The sequence below is a fragment of the Micromonospora sp. NPDC049679 genome, assembly GCF_040659735.1.
Taxonomy (GTDB): Bacteria; Actinomycetota; Actinomycetes; order Mycobacteriales; family Micromonosporaceae; genus Micromonospora_I.
The window spans coordinates 91,958-114,748 of record NZ_JBFANZ010000018.1; the positions used below are offsets into that span (position 1 = coordinate 91,958).

Consider the following 22,791-nt stretch of genomic DNA (forward strand, 5'->3'; position numbering starts at 1 on the left):
GAACGGAAGGTGGGCCAAGTGACATACCTCGCCCAGAGCCCCACGCTGCAGGACTTCGGCAACGAGGTCTGGTGGCTGGTGCTGGTGAAGGTCGTCGGCGTCTTCGCGATGCTGCTCCTGTTGACGCTCTTCACGATCAACTACGAGCGCAAGGTCGTCGCGCGGATGGCGCAGCGCCCCGGCCCCAACCAGGTCGGGCCGAACGGCTGGCTGCAGTCGCTGACCGACGGTTTGAAGCTGCCGTTCAAGGAAGAGATCATCCCGAAGACGGCCGACAAGGTCGTCTACTTCCTCGCCCCGGTGATCTCGGCGGTCTGCGCGTTCACGGCGTTCTCGGTGATCCCGTTCGGGCCGACGGTGTCGATCTTCGGAGAGCGCACCCCGCTGCAGCTCACCGACACCCCGGTGTCGGTGCTGCTGGTGCTGGCCTGCTCCGGCATGGGCATCTACGGCGTCGTGCTCGCGGGCTGGGCGTCCGGCTCGACCTACCCGCTCCTCGGCGCGCTCCGCTCCAGCGCCCAGATGATCTCGTACGAGGTCGCGATGGGGCTCTCCTTCGTCGCGGTCTTCATGACCGCCGGCACCATGTCGACCTCGGAGATCGTCCGCGCGCAGGAGAACGGCAACCCGGTCACGTTCTTCGACATGGAGTTCACCGCACCGGGCTGGTACTGCGTGCTGCTGCTGCCGAGCTTCATCATCTACGCGATCTCGGCGGTCGGCGAGACCAACCGGGCCCCGTTCGACCTTCCCGAGGCCGAGTCCGAGCTGGTCGGTGGCTTCCACACCGAATACTCGTCGTTCAAGTTCGCGATGTTCTACCTCGCCGAGTACATCAACATGATCACCGTTTCGGCGGTCTGCACCACGCTCTTCCTGGGCGGATGGCGGGCGCCGTGGCCGATCAGCTTCTGGGCCGGCGCCAACTCCGGTTGGTGGCCGATGCTCTGGTTCCTCGGCAAGGTGCTGATCCTGCTCTTCGGCTTCATCTGGCTGCGGGCCACGCTGCCGCGGCTGCGCTACGACCAGTTCATGCGCTTCGGCTGGAAGGTGCTGATCCCGGTCAACCTGGTCTGGATCCTGGCGCTCGCCGGCATCAAGACGATCCAGAACCAGACGACCGCCAGCGGCACCCGCTACACCATCATCGGCGGTCTCATCCTCGCCGTACTGCTGATCACGCTGCTCTGGCCCACCCGCACGGCGCCGCCGGTGCCGACGCTGGATCAGCAGATCGCCCGGCGGCCGAAGGGGAGCTTCCCCGTCCCGCCGCTGGACCTGCAGGTGCCGCCGAGCCCCCGGGCACGTCGGGCCGTCGCCGAGCGGCAGCCCGCGATGGCGAGCACGACGTCCGGGGCCACGGCAACGGACGGGGCCGGTCCGGCAAGCTCCGACGAAAAGGAGGTGTGAGATGGCATTCGGTTCCGTCAAAGGCTTCGGCGTGACCTTCTCCCACATGTTCCGGAAGGTCATCACCACCGACTATCCGTTCAAGCCGCCGGTCTCGGCCCCCCGCTACCACGGGCGGCACATCCTCAACCGGCACCCGGACGGCCTGGAGAAGTGCATCGGGTGCGAACTCTGCGCCTGGGCCTGCCCGGCCGATGCGATCTACGTCGAGGGTGGCGACAACACCGAGCAGCAGCGCTTCTCGCCCGGTGAGCGGTACGCCAGCGTCTACCAGATCAACTACGCCCGCTGCATCTTCTGCGGTCTCTGCATCGAGGCGTGCCCGACCCGTTCGCTGACCATGAGCAACGAGTACGAGCTGGCCCGCGACTCCCGGCAGGATCTGATCTTCACCAAGGAGCAGCTGCTCGCTCCGCTGCTGCCGGGTATGGAGCAGCCGCCGCACCCGATGCGGCTGGGTGACACCGAAAAGGACTACTACGTCGGTGCGCTGACCAACCCGGGCACCTCGGCCGGCGCCGAGCGGGCCCCCTGGTCCGAGACCGGGACGGTCGACGGCTCCGGTGCGACGGGAGACAGGAAATGACGACGGCGCAGACAGTGCTGGCGGCGAGCCAGCACGTCTCCACCGGCGAGGCGGTCACGTTCTGGATCCTCGCCCCGCTCGCCCTGCTGGGCGCGATCGGCATGGTGTGGGCGCGTAACGCCGTCCACTCGGCGCTCTGGCTGGTGCTGACCATGCTCTGTCTGGGCGTCTTCTACGTCCTGCAGTCCGGGCCATTCATCGGCATGGTGCAGATCATCGTCTACACCGGCGCGATCATGATGCTCTTCCTCTTCGTCCTCATGCTGGTCGGCCGGGACTCGTCCGACTCGCTGATCGAGACGCTGCGCGGGCAGCGGGTCGCCGCGCTCGTGCTCGGTGTGGCCTTCGCCGCGCTCATCGGCACCGGGCTGTTCCGGGCGCTCGAGGGCACCAGCGCGGTCGGCCTGGACGCGGCCAACGCCAACGGCAACGTGCAGGGGATCTCCCGCCTGCTCTTCACCAGGTACGTCTTCGCCTTCGAGGTCACCTCGGCGCTGCTGATCACCGCCGCCGTCGGCGCGATGGTGCTGGCGCACGTCGAGCGGCGCAAGGGGGAGCGGCTCACCCAGGTGGAGCAGATGCGGGCCCGCTTCGCGCCGGGCAACTACCCCGGCCCGAAGGCCGGCCCCGGCGTCTTCGCCACCTCCACCTCGGTGGCCACCCCGGCGCGACTGCCGGACGGCACGCTGAGCGACACCACGCACTCCAAGATCCTGCCCACGCGTGAGCTGACCTCGTCCGAGGCCGCGCTGAAGGGGACGGAAAAGTGACTCCTGACTACTACGTGATCCTCGCGGCGGTGCTCTTCACCATCGGCGCGGTGGGAGTGCTGATCCGGCGCAACGCGATCGTGCTGTTCATGTGCGTCGAGCTGATGCTCAACTCGGCGAACCTGGCGCTCGTCACGTTCAGCCGGATCAACGGCAACCTCAACGGTCAGATCATGGCGTTCTTCGTCATGGTGGTTGCGGCGGCCGAGGTCGTGGTGGGCCTCGCCATCATCATGTCGATCTTCCGGACTCGACGCTCGGCGAGCGTCGACGACGCGAACCTGCTCAAGTACTAAAGGGGCCCCCAAGTGGAAGAGACTGTGCAGTACGCCCAGGCCACGGGGCTGCTGAGTAGCGTGTGGCTGCTCGTGGCCATTCCGCTGGCCAGCGCCGCCGTCCTGCTGCTGCTCGGCCGCCGGGCCGACCGGTGGGGTCACTGGCTCGGTGTGGCCAGCATCGCGGCGAGCTTCGTGCTGGGCGTGACCTACTTTCTCCAGCTGCGCGGGTTGGCCAACCGGTCGGTCGAGCTGAGCCTGTGGAAGTTCATCGAGGTCGGCAGCCTGAAGGTCGACTTCGGCATGCTCTTCGACCCGCTGTCGGCGGTCTTCGTCCTGCTCATCACCGGCGTCGGATCCCTGATCCACCTCTACGCCGTCGGCTACATGGAGCACGACCCCGGTCGGCGCCGCTTCTTCGCGTACTTCAATCTCTTCGTCGCGGCGATGCTGCTGCTGGTGCTCGGCAACAACTACGTGATGCTCTTCTTCGGCTGGGAAGGCGTGGGCCTCGCGTCGTACCTGCTGATCTCCTTCTGGAACCACCTGCCGTCCGCGGCCACCGCCGGTAAGAAGGCGTTCCTGATGAACCGGATCGGCGACGCCGGCCTGCTCATCGCGATCTTCATCATGTTCGCCACGCTCGGCACCACCCAGTTCGACGCGGTGTTCAACGGCGTCGGGGCGCTCACCGCCGGCATCATCCTGACGATGGGGCTGCTGCTCCTGCTCGGTGCCGCCGGCAAGTCCGGCCAGTTCCCGCTCCAGGCATGGCTGCCCGACGCGATGGAGGGTCCCACCCCGGTCTCCGCGCTGATCCACGCCGCGACGATGGTCACCGCGGGCGTCTACCTGATCGCGCGGTCCAACCCGATCTTCACCGCCAACCCGACGCTGCAGACCGTGGTGGTCAGCGTCGGCGCGCTCACCCTGCTGATCGGCTGCGTCATCGGCTGCGCCAAGGACGACATCAAGCGGATCCTCGCCTGGTCGACGGTGAGCCAGATCGGCTACATGTTCCTCGGCGTCGGGCTCGGCGGCGGGGCGTACGCGCTCGCGATCGTCCACCTGCTCGCGCACGGCTTCTTCAAGGCCAACATGTTCCTCGGCGCCGGCTCGGTCATGCACGGCATGCACGAGCAGACCGACATCCGGCGCTTCGGCGGCCTGTCGAAGTACATGAAGGTCACCTGGATCACCTTCGCCACCGGCTGGCTCGCGATCATCGGCATCCCGCCGCTCTCCGGCTTCTTCACCAAGGAGCCGATCATCGTCGCCGCCTTCGCCCGGCACGGCTGGACCGCCTGGCTCTACGGCGGCGCCGCGCTGCTCGGCGCCGGCCTGACCGCCTTCTACATGACGCGGCTCTTCGTGCTCACCTTCCACGGCCCCAAGCGGTGGACCGATGAGATCGAGCACCCGCACGAGTCGCCGCCGGTGATGACGATCCCGCTGATCCTGCTGTCGGTCGGCTCGGTCGCCGCCGGCTGGCTGATGGCCACCTCGGTGCCGGACTGGCTGACCCCGGTCCTCGGCGCGCAGGAGGAGGGGCACGAGGCGCTCCTGTCGCACGTCACCATCACCGTGCTCTCCATCGCGGTCACGGTGATCGGCGTCGGCCTGGCGTACGTGCTGTTCCGCAAGGGCACCGCGCCCCAGGAGCTGCCGGCGGGCCCGGTCGTCACCGCGGCGCGGAAGAACCTCTACACCGACGCCTTCAACGAGGCTGTCTTCGAGAAGCCCGGCATCTACCTGACCCGCGCCCTGGTGTTCCTCGATGGCAAGGTCATCGACGGTGGCGTCAACCTGCTCGCGGCCGCCGTCGGCGGCGGTTCGGGCCGGCTGCGGCGGCTGCAGACCGGGTACGTCCGGTCGTACGCGATGTCGGTGCTCGCCGGCGCCCTGCTGGTGGTCGCGGCGTTCCTCGCCCTTCAGATGGGATGGCTGGCGTGACAGAGTTTCCGTTCTTGTCGGTGCTGACCGTGGCGCCGCTGCTCGGCGCGCTCGTCGTGGCGTTCCTGCCACGCACGAGACCCGAGCTGGCCAAGCGGGTCGCGTTCGGCTGGTCGCTGGCCGTCCTGGTGCTGGCCATCGTGATGTGGGTGGCGTTCAAGGCGGGTGGCGAGCGGTTCCAGTTCCGCGAGTCCTACTCGTGGATCCCCTCCTGGGGCGTCAACTTCACGTTCGCGGCGGACGGCATCGCGCTGGTGATGCTGATGCTCATCGCCGTGCTCGTGCCGCTGGTGATCCTTGCCTCGTGGCACGACGCGGACAAGCTCAAGCGGTCGGTCCCGGTCTACTTCGCCCTGCTGCTGGTCCTCGAGGCCACAATGATCGGTGTCTTCGCCGCCGCCGACGTCTTCCTGTTCTACGTGTTCTTCGAGGTCATGCTGGTGCCGATGTACTTCCTCATCGGCAGTTACGGCGGTCACCAGCGCCAGTACGCGGCGGTGAAGTTCTTCCTCTACTCGCTCGTCGGCGGTCTGTTCATGCTCGCCGCCGTGATCGGCCTGTGGGTCGTCGGCGGACGCACCTTCGACTGGCAGTCGTTGACCCAGATCGACATGTCCACCGGGACGGAGCGCTGGCTCTTCCTCGGCTTCTTCATCGCCTTCGCGATCAAGGCGCCGTTCTTCCCGTTCCACACATGGCTCCCCGACTCGGGCGCCGCGGCGCCGGCGGGTTCGGCGGCGCTGCTGGTCGGTGTGATGGACAAGGTCGGCACGTTCGGCATCCTCCGCTACTGCCTGCCGCTCTTCCCCGAGGCGTCGAAGTGGTTCGCGCCCTATGCGATGGCGCTGGCGCTGATCGGCATCATCTACGCGGCGCTGCTGGCGGTCGGTCAGAACGACCTCAAGCGGCTCGTGTCGTACACGTCGATCGCGCACTTCGGCTTCATCGGTGTCGGCATCTTCGCCTTCACCAGCCAGGCCGGCACCGGCGCGGTGCTGTACATGCTCAACCACGGTCTGGCGACCGGGCTGCTCTTCCTGGTCGTCGGCATGCTGGTGTCGCGGCGTGGCTCCGCCCTGGTCAGTGACTTCGGCGGCGCCGGCAAGCTCGTCCCGGTCCTGGCCGGCGTGCTCTTCTTCGCCGGTCTCGCCTCGCTGGCCCTGCCCGGTACGGCGCCGTTCATCTCCGAGTTCCTGGTGCTGCTCGGCACCTTCGCGGTCAACAAGACGGTCGCGGTCATCGCGACCCTCGGTGTCATCCTGGCCGCCGCCTATGTGCTCTGGATGGTGCAGCGCACCACGCAGGGCACGCTCAACCCGGCGCTCCCGGCGATCGAGGGCATGCGCCGCGACCTCACCGTGCGGGAAAAGGTGGTGGTCGCTCCGCTGATCGCCCTGATCCTGCTGCTCGGCTTCTATCCGAAGCCGGTCACCGACGTCATCAACCCCGCCGTCCAGGCCACCATGGAGGACGTCGGCAAATCCGACCCCGCGCCGACGGCGGTCACCACGGAGGCCGCGAAATGACAGAGTCGCTCGGACTCCCGTCCATCAACTACGGGGCGATCGCCCCGATGCTGATCCTGTTCGGGGCGTCCTGCGTCGGTGTGTTCGTCGAGGCGTTCGTGCCGCGGGCGATGCGCCACGTCGTACAGCTCGTCCTGTCGCTCGCGGCCATGGTGGCCGCGCTGGTCACCGTCGTGCTGCACGCCGACACCCGGACCGTCACCGCCGGTGGGGCGATCGCCATCGACGGCCCGACGCTGTTCCTGCAGGGCGCGATCCTCGTGCTGGGCGTGGTGTCGATCCTGCTCATCGGTGAGCGCTCGCTGGAGCGCGGCGGCCCGTTCGTCGCCCAGGCCGCGATCGTTGTCGGCTCGGACGCCGACCGCGACCAGACGGTACGGGAGCCCGGCGCGACCGACGTCTACCCGCTGGCGCTCTTCGCCCTCGGCGGCATGCTGCTCTTCGTCGCGGCGAGCGACCTGCTGACCATGTTCGTCGCGCTCGAGGTCCTTTCGCTCCCGCTCTACCTGCTCTGCGCCCTGGCCCGCCGCCGGCGGCTGCTGAGCCAGGAAGCGGCGCTGAAGTACTTCATGCTCGGCGCGTACGCCTCGGCGTTCTTCCTCTTCGGACTGGCGCTGGTCTACGGCTTCACGGCGGGCACCCCGGTCGGCCCCGGCGACAACGGCGGCGGCGTCGACTTCGCCACCATCCAGGAGGCGGTCCGGAACTCGCCCGTCAGCCCGGCGCTGCTCTACGCCGGCATCGCGCTGATCGCGGTCGGTCTGCTCTTCAAGGCGGCCGCGGCTCCGTTCCACGTGTGGACGCCCGACGTCTACCAGGGCGCGCCGACCCCGATCACCGGCTTCATGGCCGCCTGCACGAAGGTCGCCGCGTTCGGCGCCCTGCTGCGCGTGCTGCACGTCGCGTTCGGCGGTGCGGAGTGGGCGTACGCGCCGGTGCTCGGCGCGGTGGCGGTCCTCACGATGCTCGTCGGCTCGGTGCTCGCGGTCACCCAGACCGACATCAAGCGGCTGCTCGCCTACTCGTCCGTGGCGAACGCCGGCTACCTTCTGGTCGGCGCGCTCGCGATCAGCAAGGAGGGCCTCGCCAGCACGATGTTCTACCTGGTGGCGTACGGCTTCACGGTGATCGCCGCCTTCGGTGTCGTCACGCTGGTCCGGGACGCGGACGGCGAAGCGACGCACCTGTCCCGCTGGGCGGGACTCGGCCGGCGTTCCCCACTCTTCGCCGGAGTCTTCACGTTCATCCTGCTGGCCTTCGCGGGTATCCCGGTGACCAGCGGCTTCACCAGCAAGTTCGCGGTCTTCGGGGCGGCGTCCGGCGCCGGCCACAACTGGCTGGTCATCGTCGGCGTGCTGAGCAGCATGATTCTCGCCTTCCCGTACCTGCGGGTCGTGGTCATGATGTGGCTGAGCGAGCCGGGCGAGTCGACGCCGACCGTGCTGGTTCCGGGCGGGTTGACCGCCGCGGCGCTCACCATCGGCGTGGTGGCCACCTTGGTGCTCGGTGTGGCGCCGGAGTCGTTGCTCGACCTGACCAACCGCGCCGCCGAATTTGTGCCGTAAGTTGTGCCCGCCGCCCCCGACCGGGGGCGGTGGGGTCGGTGTGGCATCGTGGGGGGTGTGGTGAGGACGGCTGACGATCGGACCAGCGCAAAGAGCTCAGCTGCGCTGACCTCGATCGGGCTCGACTTCGTCGACCCCGTCCTCGAGGCATCGGTGCTCGGCACCCTCCAGGGGGTCGAGGCGGAGCTGCGCAGTTGCGTGACGAGCGCAGACCCCTTCGTCACCGAGGCTGCGCGGCATCTGGTGGACGCGGGCGGCAAGCGTTTCCGGCCGCTGCTGGTGGCGCTGGGCTCGCACTTCGGCGACCCTGACTCACCGCTGGTCGTGCCGGCGGCCGTGGTCATGGAGCTCACCCATCTGGCGACGCTCTACCACGACGACGTGATGGACGAGGCCCCGGTGCGTCGCGGTGCCCCCAGCGCCAACTCGCGCTGGACCAACTCGGTGGCGATCCTGGTCGGCGACTACCTCTTCGCCCGCGCGGCGGATATCGCCGCCGACCTGGGCACGGAGGCGGTCCGGCTGCAGGCCCGGACGTTCGCCCGGCTCGTGCACGGCCAGATCGCGGAGACCGTCGGCCCGCGCGAGGGCGACGACCCGGTCGCGCACTACCTGCAGGTCATCGCCGAGAAGACGGGGTCGTTGATCGCGACGTCCGCACGGTTCGGCGGCATGTTCGGCGGTGCGACGCCCGAGCACATCGAGGCGCTCGCCGGGTATGGCGAGACGATCGGCGTCGCGTTCCAGCTCTCCGACGACCTGCTCGACATCGCCTCGGAGTCGGGGCAGTCGGGCAAGACGCCCGGCACCGACCTGCGCGAGGGCGTGCCGACGTTGCCGGTGCTCTACGCGCTCGGCTCGGACGACTCCGACGCGGCGTCGCTGCGGCTCCGGGAGATCCTGTCGGCCGGTCCGGTCACCGAGGACGACCTGCACGCCGAGGCGCTCGGTCTGCTGCGGGAGTCGCCGGCTATGAAGCAGGCGCGGGAGACGGTTCGCAGCTACGCGGAGGAGGCACGGCAGCAGTTGGCTCCGCTGCCGGACGGCTTCCCGCGGCGCGCGCTGGAATCGCTCTGCGACTTCATCGCCGACCGCACCAGCTAGACCCGCCCGAGGTGCGGCCAGGCTCTACTGCCGCGCGCTGAGCATCCGGCCGCCGACGAGCATCAGCGCCGCGGCCAGGAGCATCGCCACGGCGGCGGTCAGCCACATCATCGGATAGTCGGCGTGTGTCGCGACGGCGCCGAGCGCCAGCGGACCGACCGCGCCGCCGGCGTACACCCCGGTCTGGGTGATCGACGTGGCGGTGGCCGGGGCCTGCGGATGAAGCCGGACGACGGCGAAGTTCATCAGTCCTGGCCAGGCCCAGCCGAGCCCGAAGCCGAGGGCGACTCCGACGGTGAGGGTGACCGGCCCGGACCTCGCCAGCAGCGTCAGCCCGAGCGCGCCGATCACCAGCATTCCGGCGATGGTGGCGATGTGTCCGCCGCTGCGCCGGTCGGCCATCCAGCCGGCGAGGACGCGGCCGGCGACGCAGATCGCGCTGCCGAGCGTCAGGGTCAGCCCGGCCAGCGCGGGGCCGATCCCGCGGACGACCGCCGAGTCGACGAGGAAGGTGCCGAGGGCGTTGGCCGCGCCGGCGGCGAGCGTCGCGGCGACGCCGATGGTGACGAGCGCCGCAGTGGCGCGCCCGCCGTCCGGACCCGTCGCCCGCCGCTGCGGTGGGCGGTGGCCGCGGGGTACGAGGGCGAGCGCCGCCAGCGCGGTCCCGGCGGCCGTGATGAAGGCCCACCGCCAGCCCACGGTCAGTGCCACGGTGGGCACCGCGGCGCCCGCCAGCAGCGTCGAGACGGGGATCGCGGCCTGCTTGACGCCGAAGGAGAAGCCCTGCCGGCCGGGCGGCACCTGTTGCGCCAGCGCTGCGTTGCTGGCGAGTTGCCCGAGGGCGTTGGCGCCGGCGCTGACCGCCAACAGGGCGACGAGCAGGGGGAACGAGCGGGCGAACAGCCCGATGGCGAGGAGCGACGCGGCGGAGAGCACGATGCCGATGCGGGCGATGGCCGTCGGCCCCCACCGTTCGACCAGGCGACCGGAGGGTACGGAGGCGAGCGCGCTGACCCCGAAGTACACGGAGACCGCCAGGCCGAGTCCGGCCGGGGAGAAGCGCAGTTCCTCGCCCAGTTGCACGGCCAGTCCACCGACGAGGAACACCGGCAGCACGCAGGCGATGGTGGTCGTGGTCGCGCCGGCAGCGGCCCGTACCGGATGAGGGGCGGACGCGTACGCGGGTGCGTCCGTAATGATCTCTGCCATTGCTTGTGACCTTACGCGAACCGGCCGGACGAACCGCACGTGTCGGACACCGCACGCATTGCTGTCGGATATTTGGCGCCCTCGATCCGCGCGGGCATTCCGCTCCGGCGTCGTTTTTCATATGGTGTAAGTCCCCGGCGTCGGAGGTGGTTGTGCGCGACCCCTTGGCGGAACCTTCGGATCTGATCCGCAGCGTGTCGCGGGCACTACGGGTGCTCGAAGCGGTCGGCCGTGCTCCGCGCGGCCTGACCGTCAAACAGATTGCGCGACGATGCGAGCTGACCGTCGCTACCACCTACCACCTCGTGCGGACCCTCGCCTACGAGGGCTACGTCATCCGCAGGGAAGACGGCACCTACATCGTGGGGTTGGAGGTGGCCGACCGTTACCGCGAGTTGGTGGCGGCCTTCCGCGGTCCGCCCGCCGTCGGCGAATCGTTGCGCCGGGCGGCGCTGGACACCGGCTACAGCCATTTCCTCGGCCGGTTCATCGGAGGCCAGGTAGCGATAACCGCATCGGCGGAGGGACCGCGGTCGCCGTTCCTGGAGGACCTGGTGCCCGGCTTCGACGAGGGAGCGCATGCGACGGCGCTCGGAAAGGCGCTGCTCGCCACGCTCACGCCCGACCAGCGCTACCGCTACCTCAAGGAATACGGCATGCGGCCGTTCACCTCCACGACCCTGACCACTGTGGAGGCGTTCGACGCCGATCTCGCGGCGGGCGACCGGCGCGGGATGCACCTCGAGATGGGGCAGTACCGGCAGGGCGTCGCGTGTGCGGCCGTGCTGGTCGCTCCCGACAAGGACATGGAGCGCCGCGTCGTGCTCGCCTGCGCCCTGCCGGCGGCCGAGATGATGACCTCCGCGCGGGTGGTCCGGGCCAAGCTGTTGGCGGTCGCTCGCACCGTCTCCGACGCCATCATGGCCGTCGACCACTCCGCATGACGACCGTGGGCGTCCCACCGCCGGTGGAACGCCCACGGTGCCGAAGCCGGCCCGGTGCCGCGTCGACCCTCAGCTGCCGATGTGCCCGCCGTCGAGGCGCCACGTGCAGACCACCGACGGCTTGGCGAAATCGCCGTCCGGCCAGGTGGAGGCGGGGTTGTCGATCGAGGCGCGGTCGATCTCCCCAGGGTGCTGCACCGCCACGAAGACTGAGCGCTCGTCCTCGGTGATGAACGGACCGCAGGTCTCCGCCCCCACCGGCACGGTCAGGAACTGCTTGAGGTGACCGCGTTCCGGACCTTCGATCGCGGTCGCGAAGAGCCCGTCGTTGCTGCCCAGCGCGTTGCCGTCGGTGGCGATCCAGAGGTTGCCCGCACGGTCGAACGCCACGTTGTCCGGGCAGGAGATCGGCGAGACCTTGCTCTTGTCGTAGCCGGCGAAGTAGGTCGCCGGGTCCGCCGGGTCGCCGCAGACGATCGGCAGCGACCAGGAGAAGGTCTCGGCGGTGTGGTCGCCGCGGTCCTCCGTGATCTCGAAAATCTGCCCGTGCCTGTTCGCCCTGCGCGGGTTCGCCTCGTCGGCCGCCGCGTTGCTGCCGACCCCCCGGTTGCTGTTGTTGGTCAGCGCCGCGTAGATCTTGCCGTTGACCGGGTTGGGCTGGACATCCTCGGGACGGTCCATCTTGGTCGCGCCGACCTTGTCGCCGGCGACGCGGGCGAACGTCAGCACGTCGGCGGCGGTCATCCCGGGGACGTACGAGCGGTTGCCGCTGACCAGCTTGATCCAGCGTCCGGTGCCGTTGAACGCGCCGTCGGACGGGAGCTTGCCGGAGCCGTCGATCTCGCCCGCGCTGGTGAACTCCAGCTTCGCCACGTAGAGCGTCCCGGACTCCAGCAGGCTCAGGTTGTGCCGACGGGCGGCGCGTGAGTCCCCCTTCATCATCTTCTTGTCGGAGACGAACTTGTAGAGGTAGTCGAAGCGCTCGTCGTCACCCATGTACGCGGCGACCCGGCCGTCCCTGGCCACGATGACGTTCGCGCCCTCGTGCTTGAACCGTCCCATCGCCGTGTGCTTGCGCGGGGTCGACTCGGGGTCGTAGGGATCGACCTCGACGATCCACCCGAAGCGGTGCGCCTCGTTGGGGTGCAGGGCCAGGTCGAACCGCTCGTCCGCCCGATCCCACTTGCGACTGCCACTGGGGTAGCGGGCCGTCGTGCTGACGCCGTAGCGGGCGAGCGTCGGCTTCAGCGCCTCGGGCGCGGCATCACCGCCGACGAAGTACTGGTTGAAGTTCTCCTCTCCGGAGAGGATCGTCCCCCACGGCGTGACGCCGCCGGCGCAGTTGTTGAGCATGCCGATGACGGTCCGGCCCCTCGGGTCCGCCGCCGTCTTGAGCAGGTCCGATCCGGCGGCCGGACCGGTGAGCTCGAATGTGGTGGCGAGCGCGGTGATCCGGCGGTTGTAGGGGCGCCGGCCGTTGCGGACCACGGTCCACTGTCCGCTGTCGCCGACCCGCTCCAGCTCCACCACGGACCCGCCATGCGCCGCCATCGCCGCCCGCACCTGATCCACCGTGAGCGCGTCGTGGTTGGTGAAGCCCGGGAACATCAGCTCTTCGTTGGTGTACTCGTGGTTGGACCAGAGGAGCGCCGAGCGACCCCGCTTGTCCAGCGGTAACACCGCCAGGAAGTCGTTGTTGTAGCCGAACTGCTTCGACTGCCGGGCGCCGGTCTGGTGGTGGACGTCCAACTCCGGCCCGTCCGGCAGCACCGGCTCGCCCCACCGGATCACCACGGCGTGGTCGTAGCCGTTCGGCACCACCAGGCTGTCGAGCGTGTTCGGCGGGATCGGCTTGAAGGTCAGTGCGCCGCTGCCGGGGCGGCCCTTCAACGCACCCGGGGGCGTGCCGCCGCTCGTCCGGGTCTCACCGGTGGCGGCCAGCGCGGGCGCACCGCCCGCCACCGCGCCGCCGAAGCCGAGCACCAGCGCGCCGAGCGCGCCAGCCCGTACCACCCCGCGGCGGGAAACGCCGGCGGTCGCCGACGGCTCGACGTCCCCACCGGCCGCCATGAGATCGCCGAAGTACGCGTTGTCGGACTGGTTCGGCACCGGGTGGTCACAGGCATTGCCGCAGCGGTAGAGGCACGTCATCGGGGTGCGCCCGCCGTGCCCGACGGGGCGGAGCAGGGGCAGCAGCCGCGGGTTCGTGTGGTCGCTCATAGGGCAGGAGCCTCCTCGCTGGTCAGGTGCACGACCGGCACGTCCACCGTGGGAACGGCATGCCGGCGCGCACGCTTGCGGACGCTAGGAGCGTGCTGTGAGCGGGGTCCGGCCGCTCGATGAACGAAAGATGAACAACTGTATTTGAACCGGCCCGCGGTCGGCTACGTGTCACAGTCCGGAAGGGAAGGGCGGCTCTTGACGGACCAGGACGCACAACTGCTGCGCGCGCTGCACGAGGAGCACGGTGACGCGCTGTTCGCGCACGCTCTGCGGCTTGCCGGCGGGGACCGCCAGCGCGCCGAGGACCTGGTGCAGGAAACGCTGCTGCGGGCCTGGCGACATCCGGAGTCGCTGGATCCCCAGCGGGGCTCCGTACGCGCGTGGCTCTTCACCACCGCACGTAACCTCGCGATCGATGCGTGGCGGCGGCGCAGCGCGCGGGTCGGTGAGATCGTCACCGACGAAGTCCCCGAGCCACCACCCGCGGTGGACGAGGCCGACCGGGCCGTCGAGGCGTGGACGGTCGCCGAGGCGCTCGCGCGCCTCTCCCAACCGCACCGCGAGGTGCTCGTGGAGTGCTTCTACCGGGGCCGGTCGGTGGCGGAGGCGGCCGCCCGGCTGGGCGTGCCGTCCGGCACCGTGAAGTCCCGTACCCACTATGCGTTGCGGTCGTTGCGACTCGTGTTAGCGGAGATGGGGGTGACCCAATGAGGTGCGACTACTCGCACGACGACGGCGCGTACGTCCTGGGCGCCCTCTCGCCGGCGGAGCGTGCGGCCTATGAGCACCATCTGGGCGGCTGTGCCGCGTGCCGCCAGGCGGTCGCCGAGATCGCCGTGCTGCCCGGTCTGCTGGGGCGTCTCGACCCTGCCGGGTTCGAGCAGATCGCCGACCCGCCCTCCGCCGGACCACGGCTCGCCACGGTGGTCACGGCCGCCCAGTTGGAGCGACGCCGGAACCGGCGGGCCCGACGCTGGCGGGCTACCGGTGGCGCCCTCGCCGCCGCCGCGCTGGCGGCGGTCGTCGGGCTCGGCGTGGGCTGGATCGGCCCGACCGGGCGTCCGGACGGGAACCGGCCGGCCGTCACCATGGTCTCCATGGCGCCGCTGCAGGGCGGCGCGCCGGTGAGCGCGCAGATCGGGCTGCGCGGCACCAGTTGGGGGACCGAGGTGACGATGCGCTGCGCCTACGCGCAGAACGCGGACTGGGGCAAGGCGTACACGTTCCGGCTGGTCGCGCACGGTCCCGACGGGGCGACCGAGCAGGTGGGCTCCTGGGTGGCCGCGCCGGGCAAGGAGGTCGCGCTCTCCGGCACGACCCGGTTCTCCGGCGCCGACCTGATCCGGCTGGAGCTCACCCGTTACGACGGCAAGCCGCTGCTCGCCTACGACGTTCCCTGACGGCCGCACGGTGCTGACCGGGCGGGATCAGCGCGAGGTCGCCGCCGCGGGTTCGGGAGTGGCCGCCAGCAGTGCCGCCCGGGAGCTTCGGCGGCCGTGCCGGAGCCCGTCGACGGTGAACACGATCAGCGCCACCCACACCAGCGCGAAGCCGGCGAGGCGCGCCGGCGGCATCGGCTCGTGGAAGATCAGCAGGCCGCACGCGAGCTGGATGACCGGCGCCGCGTACTGCAGGATGCCGAGCCCGGTCAGCGGCAGCCGGTTCGCGGCGCCGGCGAAGAGGAGCAGCGGGATCGCGGTGGCCGCGCCGGCGAAGACCAGTAGCGCCGTATGTCCGGCGGAGACGTGACCGAAGGTGGCCTCGGAATGCCAGCTGAGCCAGCCGAGGTACGCCAGCGCGGGGAGCGCGAGCACCGCCGACTCTACGAACAGTCCCTGCGCCGCGGGGAGCCCGAGCCGCTTCTTCACCAGGCTGTACGTCCCGAAGGTCAGGGCCAGCGTGAGCGCGATGTAGGGAAGCCGGCCGTAGTCGATGGTCAGCACCACCACCGCCAGGCCACCGACCCCGAGGGCGAGCCATTGGGCGAGTCGCAGCCGCTCGCGCAGCACGGTGACGCCGAGCAGGACGACCACGAGCGGGTTGATGAAGTAGCCGAGTGCGGTCTCCACCACCCGGTCGGAGTTGACCCCGTAGATGTACGTTCCCCAGTTGACGGCGATCACCATCGCCGCGGCGGTGATCGCGGCCATCGCCTTCGGCCGGCGCAGCAGCGCCCGCAGGAACGTCCAGTTGCGCGCCACGGCCAGTACGAGGGCGACGAAGACGACCGACCAGACCACCCGGTGCGCCAGGATCTCCACCGACCCGGCGGGCCGCAGGAGCCTGATGTAGAGCGGGAAGAAACCCCACACGACGTACGCGGCCAGGCCGTACAGGTATCCGCGACGTAGCTCGCTCATCCCTCCACCGTAAGGGGCTGGCAGGTCACTCAGTCCTTGCGCGTGATCGGCGTCACCGCGCTGTTACCCCGGTCGTACACCATCCATTGATCGGGCTCGGCCAGCGGCGTGAAACCGTGCTTCGCGTAGACGCCGTGCGCGTCCGCGGTGTTGAGCAGGATCCGGCGTACGCCCCGCTCGACCAGTTCGTCGCGGAGCGAGCCGACCATCCACGTGCCGAGCCCGCGCCCGCGTTCCGAACGATCGACATAGACGTCGCAGAGCCAGGCGAAGAGCGCGCCGTCGGTCACCGCCCGGGCGAAGGCCACCTGCTCTCCGTCGCCCGGGCGATAGACGCCGACGACGGTCGAGGCGGCGACCACCCGGACGAAGACGTCCCGGGGCCGGCCCATCGCCCAGTAGGCGTCGGTCGACAACCACTGGTGCACCCGGTCGATGTCGATCCGCCCCGGATCCGTGGAGAACTCGTAGCCGTCATCGCGCGTGATCGTCAACACCGGCCGACGGTAGCGCGCACCGTCCGCGGCGTCCCAGGCCACTTCCCGGATCGTGGTCGCTGGCGATGACCGTCAGTCGCGGTCCATGATCAGGCCGAGCACCCAGGTCACGAGACCGACGAAGAGCGCCCCGAGCACCGCCGCCGGCCAGAAGCCGTCGACGTGGAAGGGGAGGTCCAACTGGTCGGCGATCCAGCTCGTGAGCAGGAACAGCAGCCCGTTGACGACCAGTGCGATCAGGCCCAGCGTCAGCAGGTAGAGCCCGCAACCGACGGTCTTGATGATCGGCTGGAGCACCGCGTTGACCACGCCGAAGATGACGGCGACGAAGAGCAGCGTCGTCACCGCCTCGCTGACCGACTCGGTGCCGAGCGTGATTCCCGGGATCAGCAGGGTGGCGAGCCAGAACGCCAACGCCGTGCTGGCGACCCGAATGAGGAGGCCTTTCACAAAACCCATGCGGGGGATGGTGCCATGACACCCGGCCCTCATGTCGCCCCGCAACATCACGGCGTGTCCGGCGCCCGCGCCGTCGGTCAGCCGGATCACCCGATGGGGGAGCGAGCGGAGCCCGGAGGCGACACCGCGACGGACGGACGCGGCGCGAGGCGGAGGCCCGGTGGGGCCGGGCGGCGACGCGGGTCAGTGGCGGGTCGGGGCGCCGATCAGCTGGGACTCGATCGGGGTGGTGGACAGGAGGGCCCAGCGGACGGTACGCCGGTTGACCACGCCCACCATGTCGTCCCGGATCCGGGTCAGCCACTCGGCCGCCTCGCCGAGCCCCAGACTCGCTCCCGCCAGCGCCGCCTCCTCGGGCCGCAGGGGCTGGAGCACCACCAGGTCGGCGCGGGAGACCACGTCGACGTCGATCGCACTCAGCTCATCGCGGACGACGAGCGTCGCCTGCCAACCCGGCCCCGGCTGGCTCTCCGCAGCCACCGGCCCGACGTCCACGACGACCAGCAGCGGATGAAGGGGGGTACCCGGCGGTCCGCCGACCGCGCGGCCGGGCGGGATGAGTGCGATCGACTCGACCGGTGTGCTCACGCCGCGGACGAAGGGCTCCCAGGCGCGCGGCCGGGCGGTCTGCACGACGACCCGGGCGCCGAGCGCCATCGCGCGCAGAGCGATGAGCTGCGCGCCGCGTATGCCGCCGATCAGCACGGCCCGGGTGGTCTCCGCCCGGAACAGCCGGGCGGTCACCGGGGTGCCGTGCCGGTTGGCCCCGATCATCAGGCCCGCGCCGGAGACGGTGAGGTCGACATTGTCCAGCGCCGAGGCGGCCATCACGGACGACCTGGCGAGGCCGGGGACCGGGCCGGGCGCCCCGGCGGCGAGCGGAAGCGTGGCGGCGAAACCCTCCATGTGCTCGCCGTCGAGCCGTCGCGCCTCGGCACCCTCGGCGGCGAGCAGCCGGCGCAGCGCCTGGACCGCGGTGGAGAGACTCGCCTGGTCGGCGGCCGCGAGTCGTACGCTCAGATCGACGGCGACCGTCTCGGGACCGCCGGCGCGGGGTCCGGCGCTGATCGAGACCATGGTGGCGGTGGCCGGCAGTCCGAGCATGCGTGGCACCAGCCGGCGGGCGGTCTCGGAGCGCAGGTCCGGCCAGCGCCGCAGCCGGAAGGTCGCCTGCTGCAACCCGCCGAGCTGCACGCTCTGCCAGCTTTCCCGCGCCGGTTGCGCACCGTCGTGATGGGCGAGCTCGCCGAGTACGCGCAGCGCGGCGCTCTCGCCCAGGGGCCGCGCCGGGACGGCGCCGAGCCGCCGGCGCACCTTGCGCACCAGGCTGGACAACGCCCGGAGCAGATCGTCGTCGCTCCGGTCCTCGGTGCGGAGCACCCGGATGGCGAGCACGGCGCGGGCCTGGCCGAGCACCCGGCCGGCGGCGAGCTGGCGGTAGGAGTTGGCGGGTATGCCCCCGCCGGCCCGCAGCGCGGGCGCCGGCGTGCCGGAGAGCAACAGCTGGATCCGGACCGGTGGAAGCTCGGCGCTGGCGGCCGGTAACAGGCTGGCGGGCGAGGGGAGCGCCTCGGTGGCGTCGGTGAGCAGGCTGGCGGGATCACCCAGCTCCAGCAGGGCGGTGAGCCCCTGTCCGTCGGCGATCACCGCGGCTGCGTCGCCACCGAGGTCGGCGGGACGCAGTTGCCCGTCCGGGGCGACCAGCCCGAGCAGGGCGGCCGGGTCGGGTGTGGCGGGAAGCGTGTGCCGGCGGCCCAGGTAGCGCGCGCCGACGGCGAGCCATTCGAAGAGCCAGCGCCGGCGGAGCCGTACCCAGGCGGTGAGGACGAGCACGACGGCGACCAGCGCCGCGCCGACCACGGCGAGGGACCCGTGTCCCAGCGCCGCGATGAGCAGCGCGACAGCGGCCTGGGTGACCACCACCTGACCGGCACGTACGCCGAACAACCCGGCGCGCCCCGGTCGTGGCCGGGACGGCACTGCTCGCGATCCGTCCGGGGACGGTCCGCTGTGGCCCGTAGGCCCGGGCTGGCGGTCCACCACACTCACGGACATCGCGGTAGCCTCCCCTGCGTAGTCGCGGTCGACACGGGCAGTCGGCCGCCTATCGTATTGGCCGAACCGACTGGGGAGGGGGCCGGATGCCATCACGGCAGGACCAGCTGCACTCGTACCAGTTCATGGTTCAGCGCGTGGTCGCCGCGCTGGTGATGCGGGAGACCGATCCTCCTCAGTCGCCATTCCGACGCGCGGCCGGGGCCACCCTGGCCAGTCTGCTGATCGCGGTGATCGCGCTCGGCGGCGTCGCCGTCTACGGCGCGCTCGTCGGCGGCGGCGCGACGAACTGGCGCGACAGCAACGTGGTCATCGTCGAGGAGGAGTCCGGCGCGCGCTACGTGTACCGCGACGAAAAGCTGCATCCGGTCCTCAACTACGCGTCGGCGCTGCTCATCGTCGGCTCGCCCGAGCCGAAAACCGTCCGGGTCTCGCGCAAGTCGATCGAGGGCGTCACCCGGGGTAATCCGCTCGGCATCGTCGACGCCCCCGACGCGCTGCCCCCGGCCAACCGGCTCGCGACCGGCCCGTGGGCGGTCTGTTCGATGCCGCCCGGCGACGGCGGGCCGTCGACCGTGCGCTCGGCGCTGCTGGTCGGCGCCCCGGCTAGCGGCGGCACGACCCTGGACGATGACGGGGTGCTGGCCCGCCACCCCGACGGGAGCCTCTACCTCATCTGGCAGGAACGCCGACACCTGCTGCGGGACCGTGACACGGTGCTCAACGCTCTGACCTGGACCAGTCACCGGCCGTCGCCGGTCGCGCCGGCGCTGCTCAACGCGCTGCCCGCCGGCGCCGATCTGGCCCGCATCCCCATCGTGGGCAAGGGCGAGGACTCCGTCGCCGTGCCGGGCGCCAAGATCGGTGAGGTGTTCGTCGTGGAGAGCCAGGGCGGTGGCCGTCAGTTCGCCGTCGCGCAGCGGGACGGGCTGGCGGGCATCACCCAGGTCCAGGCTGACCTGCTGATCACCGATCTCCGCCAGCAGGGAAAGCCGACGCCGCTGTCGCAGGGGCGCTTCAACGGCGTCAAGAAGCTGCCCGACCTCGTCCCGTCCGGCGCCGCCGCGCCTCCCGCGACCACGCCGAAGCTGGTCGATACGGCGAGCAGGGCTCTCTGCGGGCAGGTGCGCGACGACACCGGGGTGTTCGAAATGCGGGTCGGCGCCGATGTGCCGAACGTCGCCGACACCCCCCGCACGGGAGCCCGGTCGGCCGAGGGCGCCGCGCTCGCCGACTACATCGTCGTCGCCCCGGGCCGCGGCGCGGTGGTGGAGGCGGCGGCCGCGCCCGGCGCGACCGGCGGCGCCATCTCGGTCGTCACCGACCTGGGGCGGCGCTACGCGGTCGTCAACAGTGACGTGCTCGCGACACTGGGATACGGCGGGGTGAAGCCGCTGCCGCTACCGGCCAACCTGGTCGCGCTCGTGCCGGCCGGCAAGGCGCTCGACCCGGAGGCGGCGCGGGGTCCCGCGCCGCAGTCATGACGAGGCGGTCGCCGGTGTTGAGCGGGAGCGGCGTTGTCCACAGGTTGCCGCCGAGGGGTTCCGGGGCTGGACGCCGGACGCTACCGTCAGTCACGGAGATTCTCCAGAGACACCGGGGCTACCCGCACTGACCTGGTGCGGGGCCCCGCCGACGGGTCCAGCGTGGACGCGTCGGGGAGCGGACCACGATTGAGGGAGCGGGGTGACGTCCGGGGTGTCCCAGACGCAGGCAGAAGCAGCGGTGATGCAGCAGAGCGCCGCAAAGTTCGAGCAGGTCGACCAGTCGCTGCAGAGCATGCTCAGCAGCCTGATGGGCGAGCTGGAGGCGCTGCAGACCGCGTGGCGCGGGGCCGGTGGCCGTTCGTTCGAGCAGGTCAAGCAGCAGTGGTCGCAGGACCAGGCGGCTATGCAGCGTGCGCTGCGCGAGACGGCGACCGCGATCCGCACCGCGGGCCAGCAGTACGACGCGTCCGACAGCGAGGCGTCCAGCCGGGTCGCCGCCACCAACCGCGGCATTCAGCTGCCGCTCTGAGAGTTCCGGGGAGGGAAGACCGATGTCAGACGGCGTTCTTGTCGTCAGTTTCTCCGCGCTGCAGCAGGCGAGCGCGGACATCCAGAAGGCGTTGAACAACCTCGAGTCCCAACTGGGCCAGCTGGAGCGCGATGCCGCGCCGCTGGTGGCCAGTTGGGACGGCGAGGCCAAGGAGGCCTACCAGGTGCGGCAGAACCGGTGGCGTTCGGCGTCACAGGACCTGCAGAACATGCTCCGCGAGATCAAGGTCGCCGTGGACGAGTCCGCGGCCGACTACCTCAGCACGGAGAAGAAGAACACCGGGCTGTTTCAGTAGTCGCGGTGCGGAAAAGGGCGCGCGGTCGTTGACCGCGCGCCCTTTTCGTTCGTACGTCGTCAGCCGCGGCCCTCGTTGGGCGCTTCGCGGGTTATGCCGAGTCAGCGGCGCCACCTGGCTCACGCCGACCCGCGCTCCACGTGCGTCACGCCGGCTGGCGCCGCATCTGGCTCGCGCCGCATCTGGCTCATGCCGTCTCGGCGGGGCGCCAACGGCGCCGGCTGCCGCGCGGCAGTACGAGGGCGAGCAGCACCACCAGCGTGGCCGCTGCGCCGCCCACGGCGGCCAGCAGCAACGAACGTTCCCGCGACTGCGCGCGCCGCTCCTGCTGGGCTGCCGCCGCCGGATCGACCCGATCGGCGGGGAGCGGCGCGGGTGGCTCGGGCCGGCCGACGGCCCGCGTCTCGGTCACCGCGCGGTAGGGGTTCAGCACACCGCTGCCGTACGAGTCGCTGCGCCGGCCGCCGGCCGCCGGATCCGCGGTCGAGATGATGCGGGCGATCACCTCCTGCGCGCGCAACTCCGGCCGGTAGTCGAGGATCAGCGCCGCGGTCGCCGCGACGAACGGCGCCGCGTAACTCGTGCCGTTCTGCTGCGCGTGCCCACCACCGACCGCCGCGGCCAGCACGCCGCCTCCCGGGGCCACCACATCCACGTAGGAACCGACCTGCGAGAACGCCTGCCGGGTGCCGTCCGCGCCGATCGCACCCACCCCCAGCACCCCGTCGTACGCGGCCGGGTACGGGCGCGGATCCCCGTTCTCGTGCAGGTTGCCGGCGGCGGCGACCACGACCACGTTCTTCGCGACCGCGTACTCGATGGCGCTCCGCACCGCCGGGTCGTCCTCATAGAGCACGACGGAAAGGTTGAGCACGTTCGCGCCGTGGTCGACCGCCCACCGGATGGCATCGGCGAACTGCTTCGCCGTGACGGTCCGCCCCGACTCCTTCCCCCCGATGATCTGCTGTTCACTGACCCGCACCGGCAGGATCCTGGCCCTGGTGGCCAGTCCCCGAAACTGTGTCCCGCTCTGGCGCGTCGCGGCGATGATGCTCGCCACGGCTGTCCCGTGGCCGTCGCAGTCGAGCGTGCCGTCACCGCCACGGTCGAGGAGGTCCGTGCCCCTGAGCACCCGCCCCTTCAACTGCGGATGCGTCGTGCTGACGCCGGAGTCGATGACCGCGACCGTGACGCCCTCACCTGTGGCCATCACAGCGAGCCGGTCCGGCGCGTACCGCGCCTGCGCCCACGGCAGTTCGATCGACGCTTGGTGGGGAGCCGGCCGGCTGCTGCAGGTGGGTGCCGCATAGCTCCTGGTGGTTGCGGCGGTCATACCCGTCGCGGCCGGCGTCGCCGCTGCCGGCGCGGCCAGCGCGCCGGGCGCGACGGAAATCGCGACGAGCGCGCTCACGAGCGTGAATCGTGCTGTGCCGCCGGGCATCACGCGCCTCCGAGTTGTGTCGGGTCCGGCACCGGATGCTATCGGCGGACGGTGCACTATGGCACCCGCCATCTGCCAGTCA

The 22,791-nt window shown here is 70.8% G+C and carries 21 protein-coding genes; 14 read left to right on the forward strand and 7 right to left on the reverse strand.

The features are described from left to right. The first annotated feature begins 18 nt into the window (after positions 1-18). The 8 genes from nuoH to AB0J06_RS14420 are packed head-to-tail and all read left to right on the forward strand — an operon-like array spanning position 19 to position 9,189. Entirely contained in the window at positions 19-1,410 is a 1,392-nt protein-coding gene (gene nuoH, locus AB0J06_RS14385; RefSeq protein WP_357428393.1) for an NADH-quinone oxidoreductase subunit NuoH, read from the forward strand. 1 nt (position 1,411) lies between these two features. Next, entirely contained in the window at positions 1,412-1,996 is a 585-nt protein-coding gene (gene nuoI, locus AB0J06_RS14390; RefSeq protein ID WP_357428395.1) for an NADH-quinone oxidoreductase subunit NuoI, read from the forward strand. Next, positions 1,993-2,766, forward strand: coding sequence for an NADH-quinone oxidoreductase subunit J (locus tag AB0J06_RS14395; protein ID WP_357428396.1), 774 nt, complete (start codon positions 1,993-1,995; stop codon positions 2,764-2,766). The genes nuoI and AB0J06_RS14395 overlap by 4 nt, the downstream gene beginning before the upstream one ends. Continuing rightward, positions 2,763-3,062, forward strand: a complete 300-nt coding sequence (gene nuoK / locus AB0J06_RS14400; RefSeq protein ID WP_091561127.1) for an NADH-quinone oxidoreductase subunit NuoK — start codon at positions 2,763-2,765, stop codon at positions 3,060-3,062. The genes AB0J06_RS14395 and nuoK overlap by 4 nt, the downstream gene beginning before the upstream one ends. Positions 3,063-3,074: 12 nt before the next feature. After that, a complete protein-coding gene (nuoL, locus tag AB0J06_RS14405) occupies positions 3,075-4,994 on the forward strand; it encodes an NADH-quinone oxidoreductase subunit L (protein ID WP_357428399.1) in 1,920 nt (639 codons plus the stop codon). Further along, positions 4,991-6,520 (forward strand): NADH-quinone oxidoreductase subunit M, encoded by a 1,530-nt coding sequence (locus AB0J06_RS14410; RefSeq protein WP_357428401.1) that lies wholly within the window; start codon positions 4,991-4,993, stop codon positions 6,518-6,520. The genes nuoL and AB0J06_RS14410 overlap by 4 nt, the downstream gene beginning before the upstream one ends. Further along, on the forward strand, positions 6,517-8,085 hold the full coding sequence (gene nuoN, locus AB0J06_RS14415) for an NADH-quinone oxidoreductase subunit NuoN (protein WP_357428403.1): 1,569 nt from the start codon (positions 6,517-6,519) through the stop codon (positions 8,083-8,085). Before AB0J06_RS14410 ends, nuoN begins: the two co-directional genes overlap by 4 nt. A gap of 57 nt (positions 8,086-8,142) precedes the next feature. After that, positions 8,143-9,189, forward strand: coding sequence for a polyprenyl synthetase family protein (locus AB0J06_RS14420; protein WP_357428405.1), 1,047 nt, complete (start codon positions 8,143-8,145; stop codon positions 9,187-9,189). Positions 9,190-9,213: 24 nt separating this feature from the next. Here AB0J06_RS14420 and AB0J06_RS14425 read toward each other — a convergent pair whose 3' ends face one another. Beyond that, the gene (locus AB0J06_RS14425; RefSeq protein ID WP_357428407.1) at positions 9,214-10,398 is read right to left on the reverse strand and encodes an MFS transporter; all 1,185 of its coding nucleotides are present in this window, start codon (positions 10,396-10,398) and stop codon (positions 9,214-9,216) included. Positions 10,399-10,550: 152 nt separating this feature from the next. Here AB0J06_RS14425 and AB0J06_RS14430 point away from each other — a divergent pair, with 152 nt between their 5' ends. Next, positions 10,551-11,342: an IclR family transcriptional regulator C-terminal domain-containing protein gene (locus AB0J06_RS14430; RefSeq protein ID WP_357428409.1), complete on the forward strand. Its 792-nt coding sequence runs from the start codon at positions 10,551-10,553 to the stop codon at positions 11,340-11,342. 69 nt (positions 11,343-11,411) lie between these two features. Here the strand turns inward: AB0J06_RS14430 and AB0J06_RS14435 are convergent, their stop codons facing one another. Further along, entirely contained in the window at positions 11,412-13,562 is a 2,151-nt protein-coding gene (locus AB0J06_RS14435) for a PhoX family phosphatase (protein WP_357428411.1), read from the reverse strand. A 219-nt stretch (positions 13,563-13,781) separates the two neighbouring features. Between AB0J06_RS14435 and AB0J06_RS14440 the strand changes: the two genes are divergently transcribed. Both AB0J06_RS14440 and AB0J06_RS14445 read left to right on the forward strand, forming a co-directional pair. After that, entirely contained in the window at positions 13,782-14,276 is a 495-nt protein-coding gene (locus tag AB0J06_RS14440) for a sigma-70 family RNA polymerase sigma factor (RefSeq protein ID WP_357428459.1), read from the forward strand. Beyond that, the gene (locus AB0J06_RS14445) at positions 14,273-14,965 is read left to right on the forward strand and encodes a zf-HC2 domain-containing protein (RefSeq protein ID WP_357428413.1); all 693 of its coding nucleotides are present in this window, start codon (positions 14,273-14,275) and stop codon (positions 14,963-14,965) included. The genes AB0J06_RS14440 and AB0J06_RS14445 overlap by 4 nt, the downstream gene beginning before the upstream one ends. A gap of 27 nt (positions 14,966-14,992) precedes the next feature. On the opposite strand, the gene rarD is transcribed toward AB0J06_RS14445, so the two are convergent. The 4 genes from rarD to eccE all read right to left on the reverse strand — a co-directional run bounded on the left by rarD (position 14,993) and on the right by eccE (position 18,861). Further along, positions 14,993-15,925: an EamA family transporter RarD gene (gene rarD / locus AB0J06_RS14450; protein ID WP_357428415.1), complete on the reverse strand. Its 933-nt coding sequence runs from the start codon at positions 15,923-15,925 to the stop codon at positions 14,993-14,995. A 29-nt stretch (positions 15,926-15,954) separates the two neighbouring features. Next, on the reverse strand, positions 15,955-16,422 hold the full coding sequence (locus AB0J06_RS14455; RefSeq protein WP_357428417.1) for a GNAT family N-acetyltransferase: 468 nt from the start codon (positions 16,420-16,422) through the stop codon (positions 15,955-15,957). Positions 16,423-16,494: 72 nt separating this feature from the next. Further along, the gene (locus tag AB0J06_RS14460) at positions 16,495-16,881 is read right to left on the reverse strand and encodes a phage holin family protein (RefSeq protein ID WP_357428419.1); all 387 of its coding nucleotides are present in this window, start codon (positions 16,879-16,881) and stop codon (positions 16,495-16,497) included. A 183-nt stretch (positions 16,882-17,064) separates the two neighbouring features. Next, complete coding sequence (gene eccE / locus AB0J06_RS14465; protein ID WP_357428421.1) at positions 17,065-18,861, reverse strand: type VII secretion protein EccE; 1,797 nt, start codon at positions 18,859-18,861, stop codon at positions 17,065-17,067. 161 nt (positions 18,862-19,022) lie between these two features. On the opposite strand from eccE, the gene eccB reads away from it, so the two are divergent. From eccB to AB0J06_RS14480, 3 genes are all read left to right on the forward strand, one after another. Further along, positions 19,023-20,420: a type VII secretion protein EccB gene (gene eccB, locus AB0J06_RS14470; protein WP_357428423.1), complete on the forward strand. Its 1,398-nt coding sequence runs from the start codon at positions 19,023-19,025 to the stop codon at positions 20,418-20,420. A 214-nt stretch (positions 20,421-20,634) separates the two neighbouring features. Then, positions 20,635-20,952, forward strand: coding sequence for a WXG100 family type VII secretion target (locus tag AB0J06_RS14475; RefSeq protein ID WP_357428425.1), 318 nt, complete (start codon positions 20,635-20,637; stop codon positions 20,950-20,952). Positions 20,953-20,974: 22 nt separating this feature from the next. Continuing rightward, positions 20,975-21,268, forward strand: a complete 294-nt coding sequence (locus tag AB0J06_RS14480; protein WP_357428427.1) for a WXG100 family type VII secretion target — start codon at positions 20,975-20,977, stop codon at positions 21,266-21,268. A gap of 187 nt (positions 21,269-21,455) precedes the next feature. Here the strand turns inward: AB0J06_RS14480 and mycP are convergent, their stop codons facing one another. After that, the gene (gene mycP, locus AB0J06_RS14485; protein ID WP_357428461.1) at positions 21,456-22,601 is read right to left on the reverse strand and encodes a type VII secretion-associated serine protease mycosin; all 1,146 of its coding nucleotides are present in this window, start codon (positions 22,599-22,601) and stop codon (positions 21,456-21,458) included. Between the last annotated feature and the right edge of the window lie 190 nt (positions 22,602-22,791).

What these genes read in the sequence shown, in the direction of transcription:
- mycP (WP_357428461.1), bottom strand. Translation starts at nt 22,601, where the DNA reads ATGACCGCCGCAACCACCAGGAGCTATGCGGCACCCACCTGCAGCAGC.
- AB0J06_RS14445 (WP_357428413.1), top strand. Translation starts at nt 14,273, where the DNA reads ATGAGGTGCGACTACTCGCACGACGACGGCGCGTACGTCCTGGGCGCC.
- nuoN (WP_357428403.1), top strand. Translation starts at nt 6,517, where the DNA reads ATGACAGAGTCGCTCGGACTCCCGTCCATCAACTACGGGGCGATCGCC.
- AB0J06_RS14460 (WP_357428419.1), bottom strand. Translation starts at nt 16,881, where the DNA reads ATGGGTTTTGTGAAAGGCCTCCTCATTCGGGTCGCCAGCACGGCGTTG.
- AB0J06_RS14435 (WP_357428411.1), bottom strand. Translation starts at nt 13,562, where the DNA reads ATGAGCGACCACACGAACCCGCGGCTGCTGCCCCTGCTCCGCCCCGTC.
- eccB (WP_357428423.1), top strand. Translation starts at nt 19,023, where the DNA reads ATGCCATCACGGCAGGACCAGCTGCACTCGTACCAGTTCATGGTTCAG.
- nuoI (WP_357428395.1), top strand. Translation starts at nt 1,412, where the DNA reads ATGGCATTCGGTTCCGTCAAAGGCTTCGGCGTGACCTTCTCCCACATG.
- AB0J06_RS14395 (WP_357428396.1), top strand. Translation starts at nt 1,993, where the DNA reads ATGACGACGGCGCAGACAGTGCTGGCGGCGAGCCAGCACGTCTCCACC.
- AB0J06_RS14425 (WP_357428407.1), bottom strand. Translation starts at nt 10,398, where the DNA reads ATGGCAGAGATCATTACGGACGCACCCGCGTACGCGTCCGCCCCTCAT.
- rarD (WP_357428415.1), bottom strand. Translation starts at nt 15,925, where the DNA reads ATGAGCGAGCTACGTCGCGGATACCTGTACGGCCTGGCCGCGTACGTC.
- AB0J06_RS14480 (WP_357428427.1), top strand. Translation starts at nt 20,975, where the DNA reads ATGTCAGACGGCGTTCTTGTCGTCAGTTTCTCCGCGCTGCAGCAGGCG.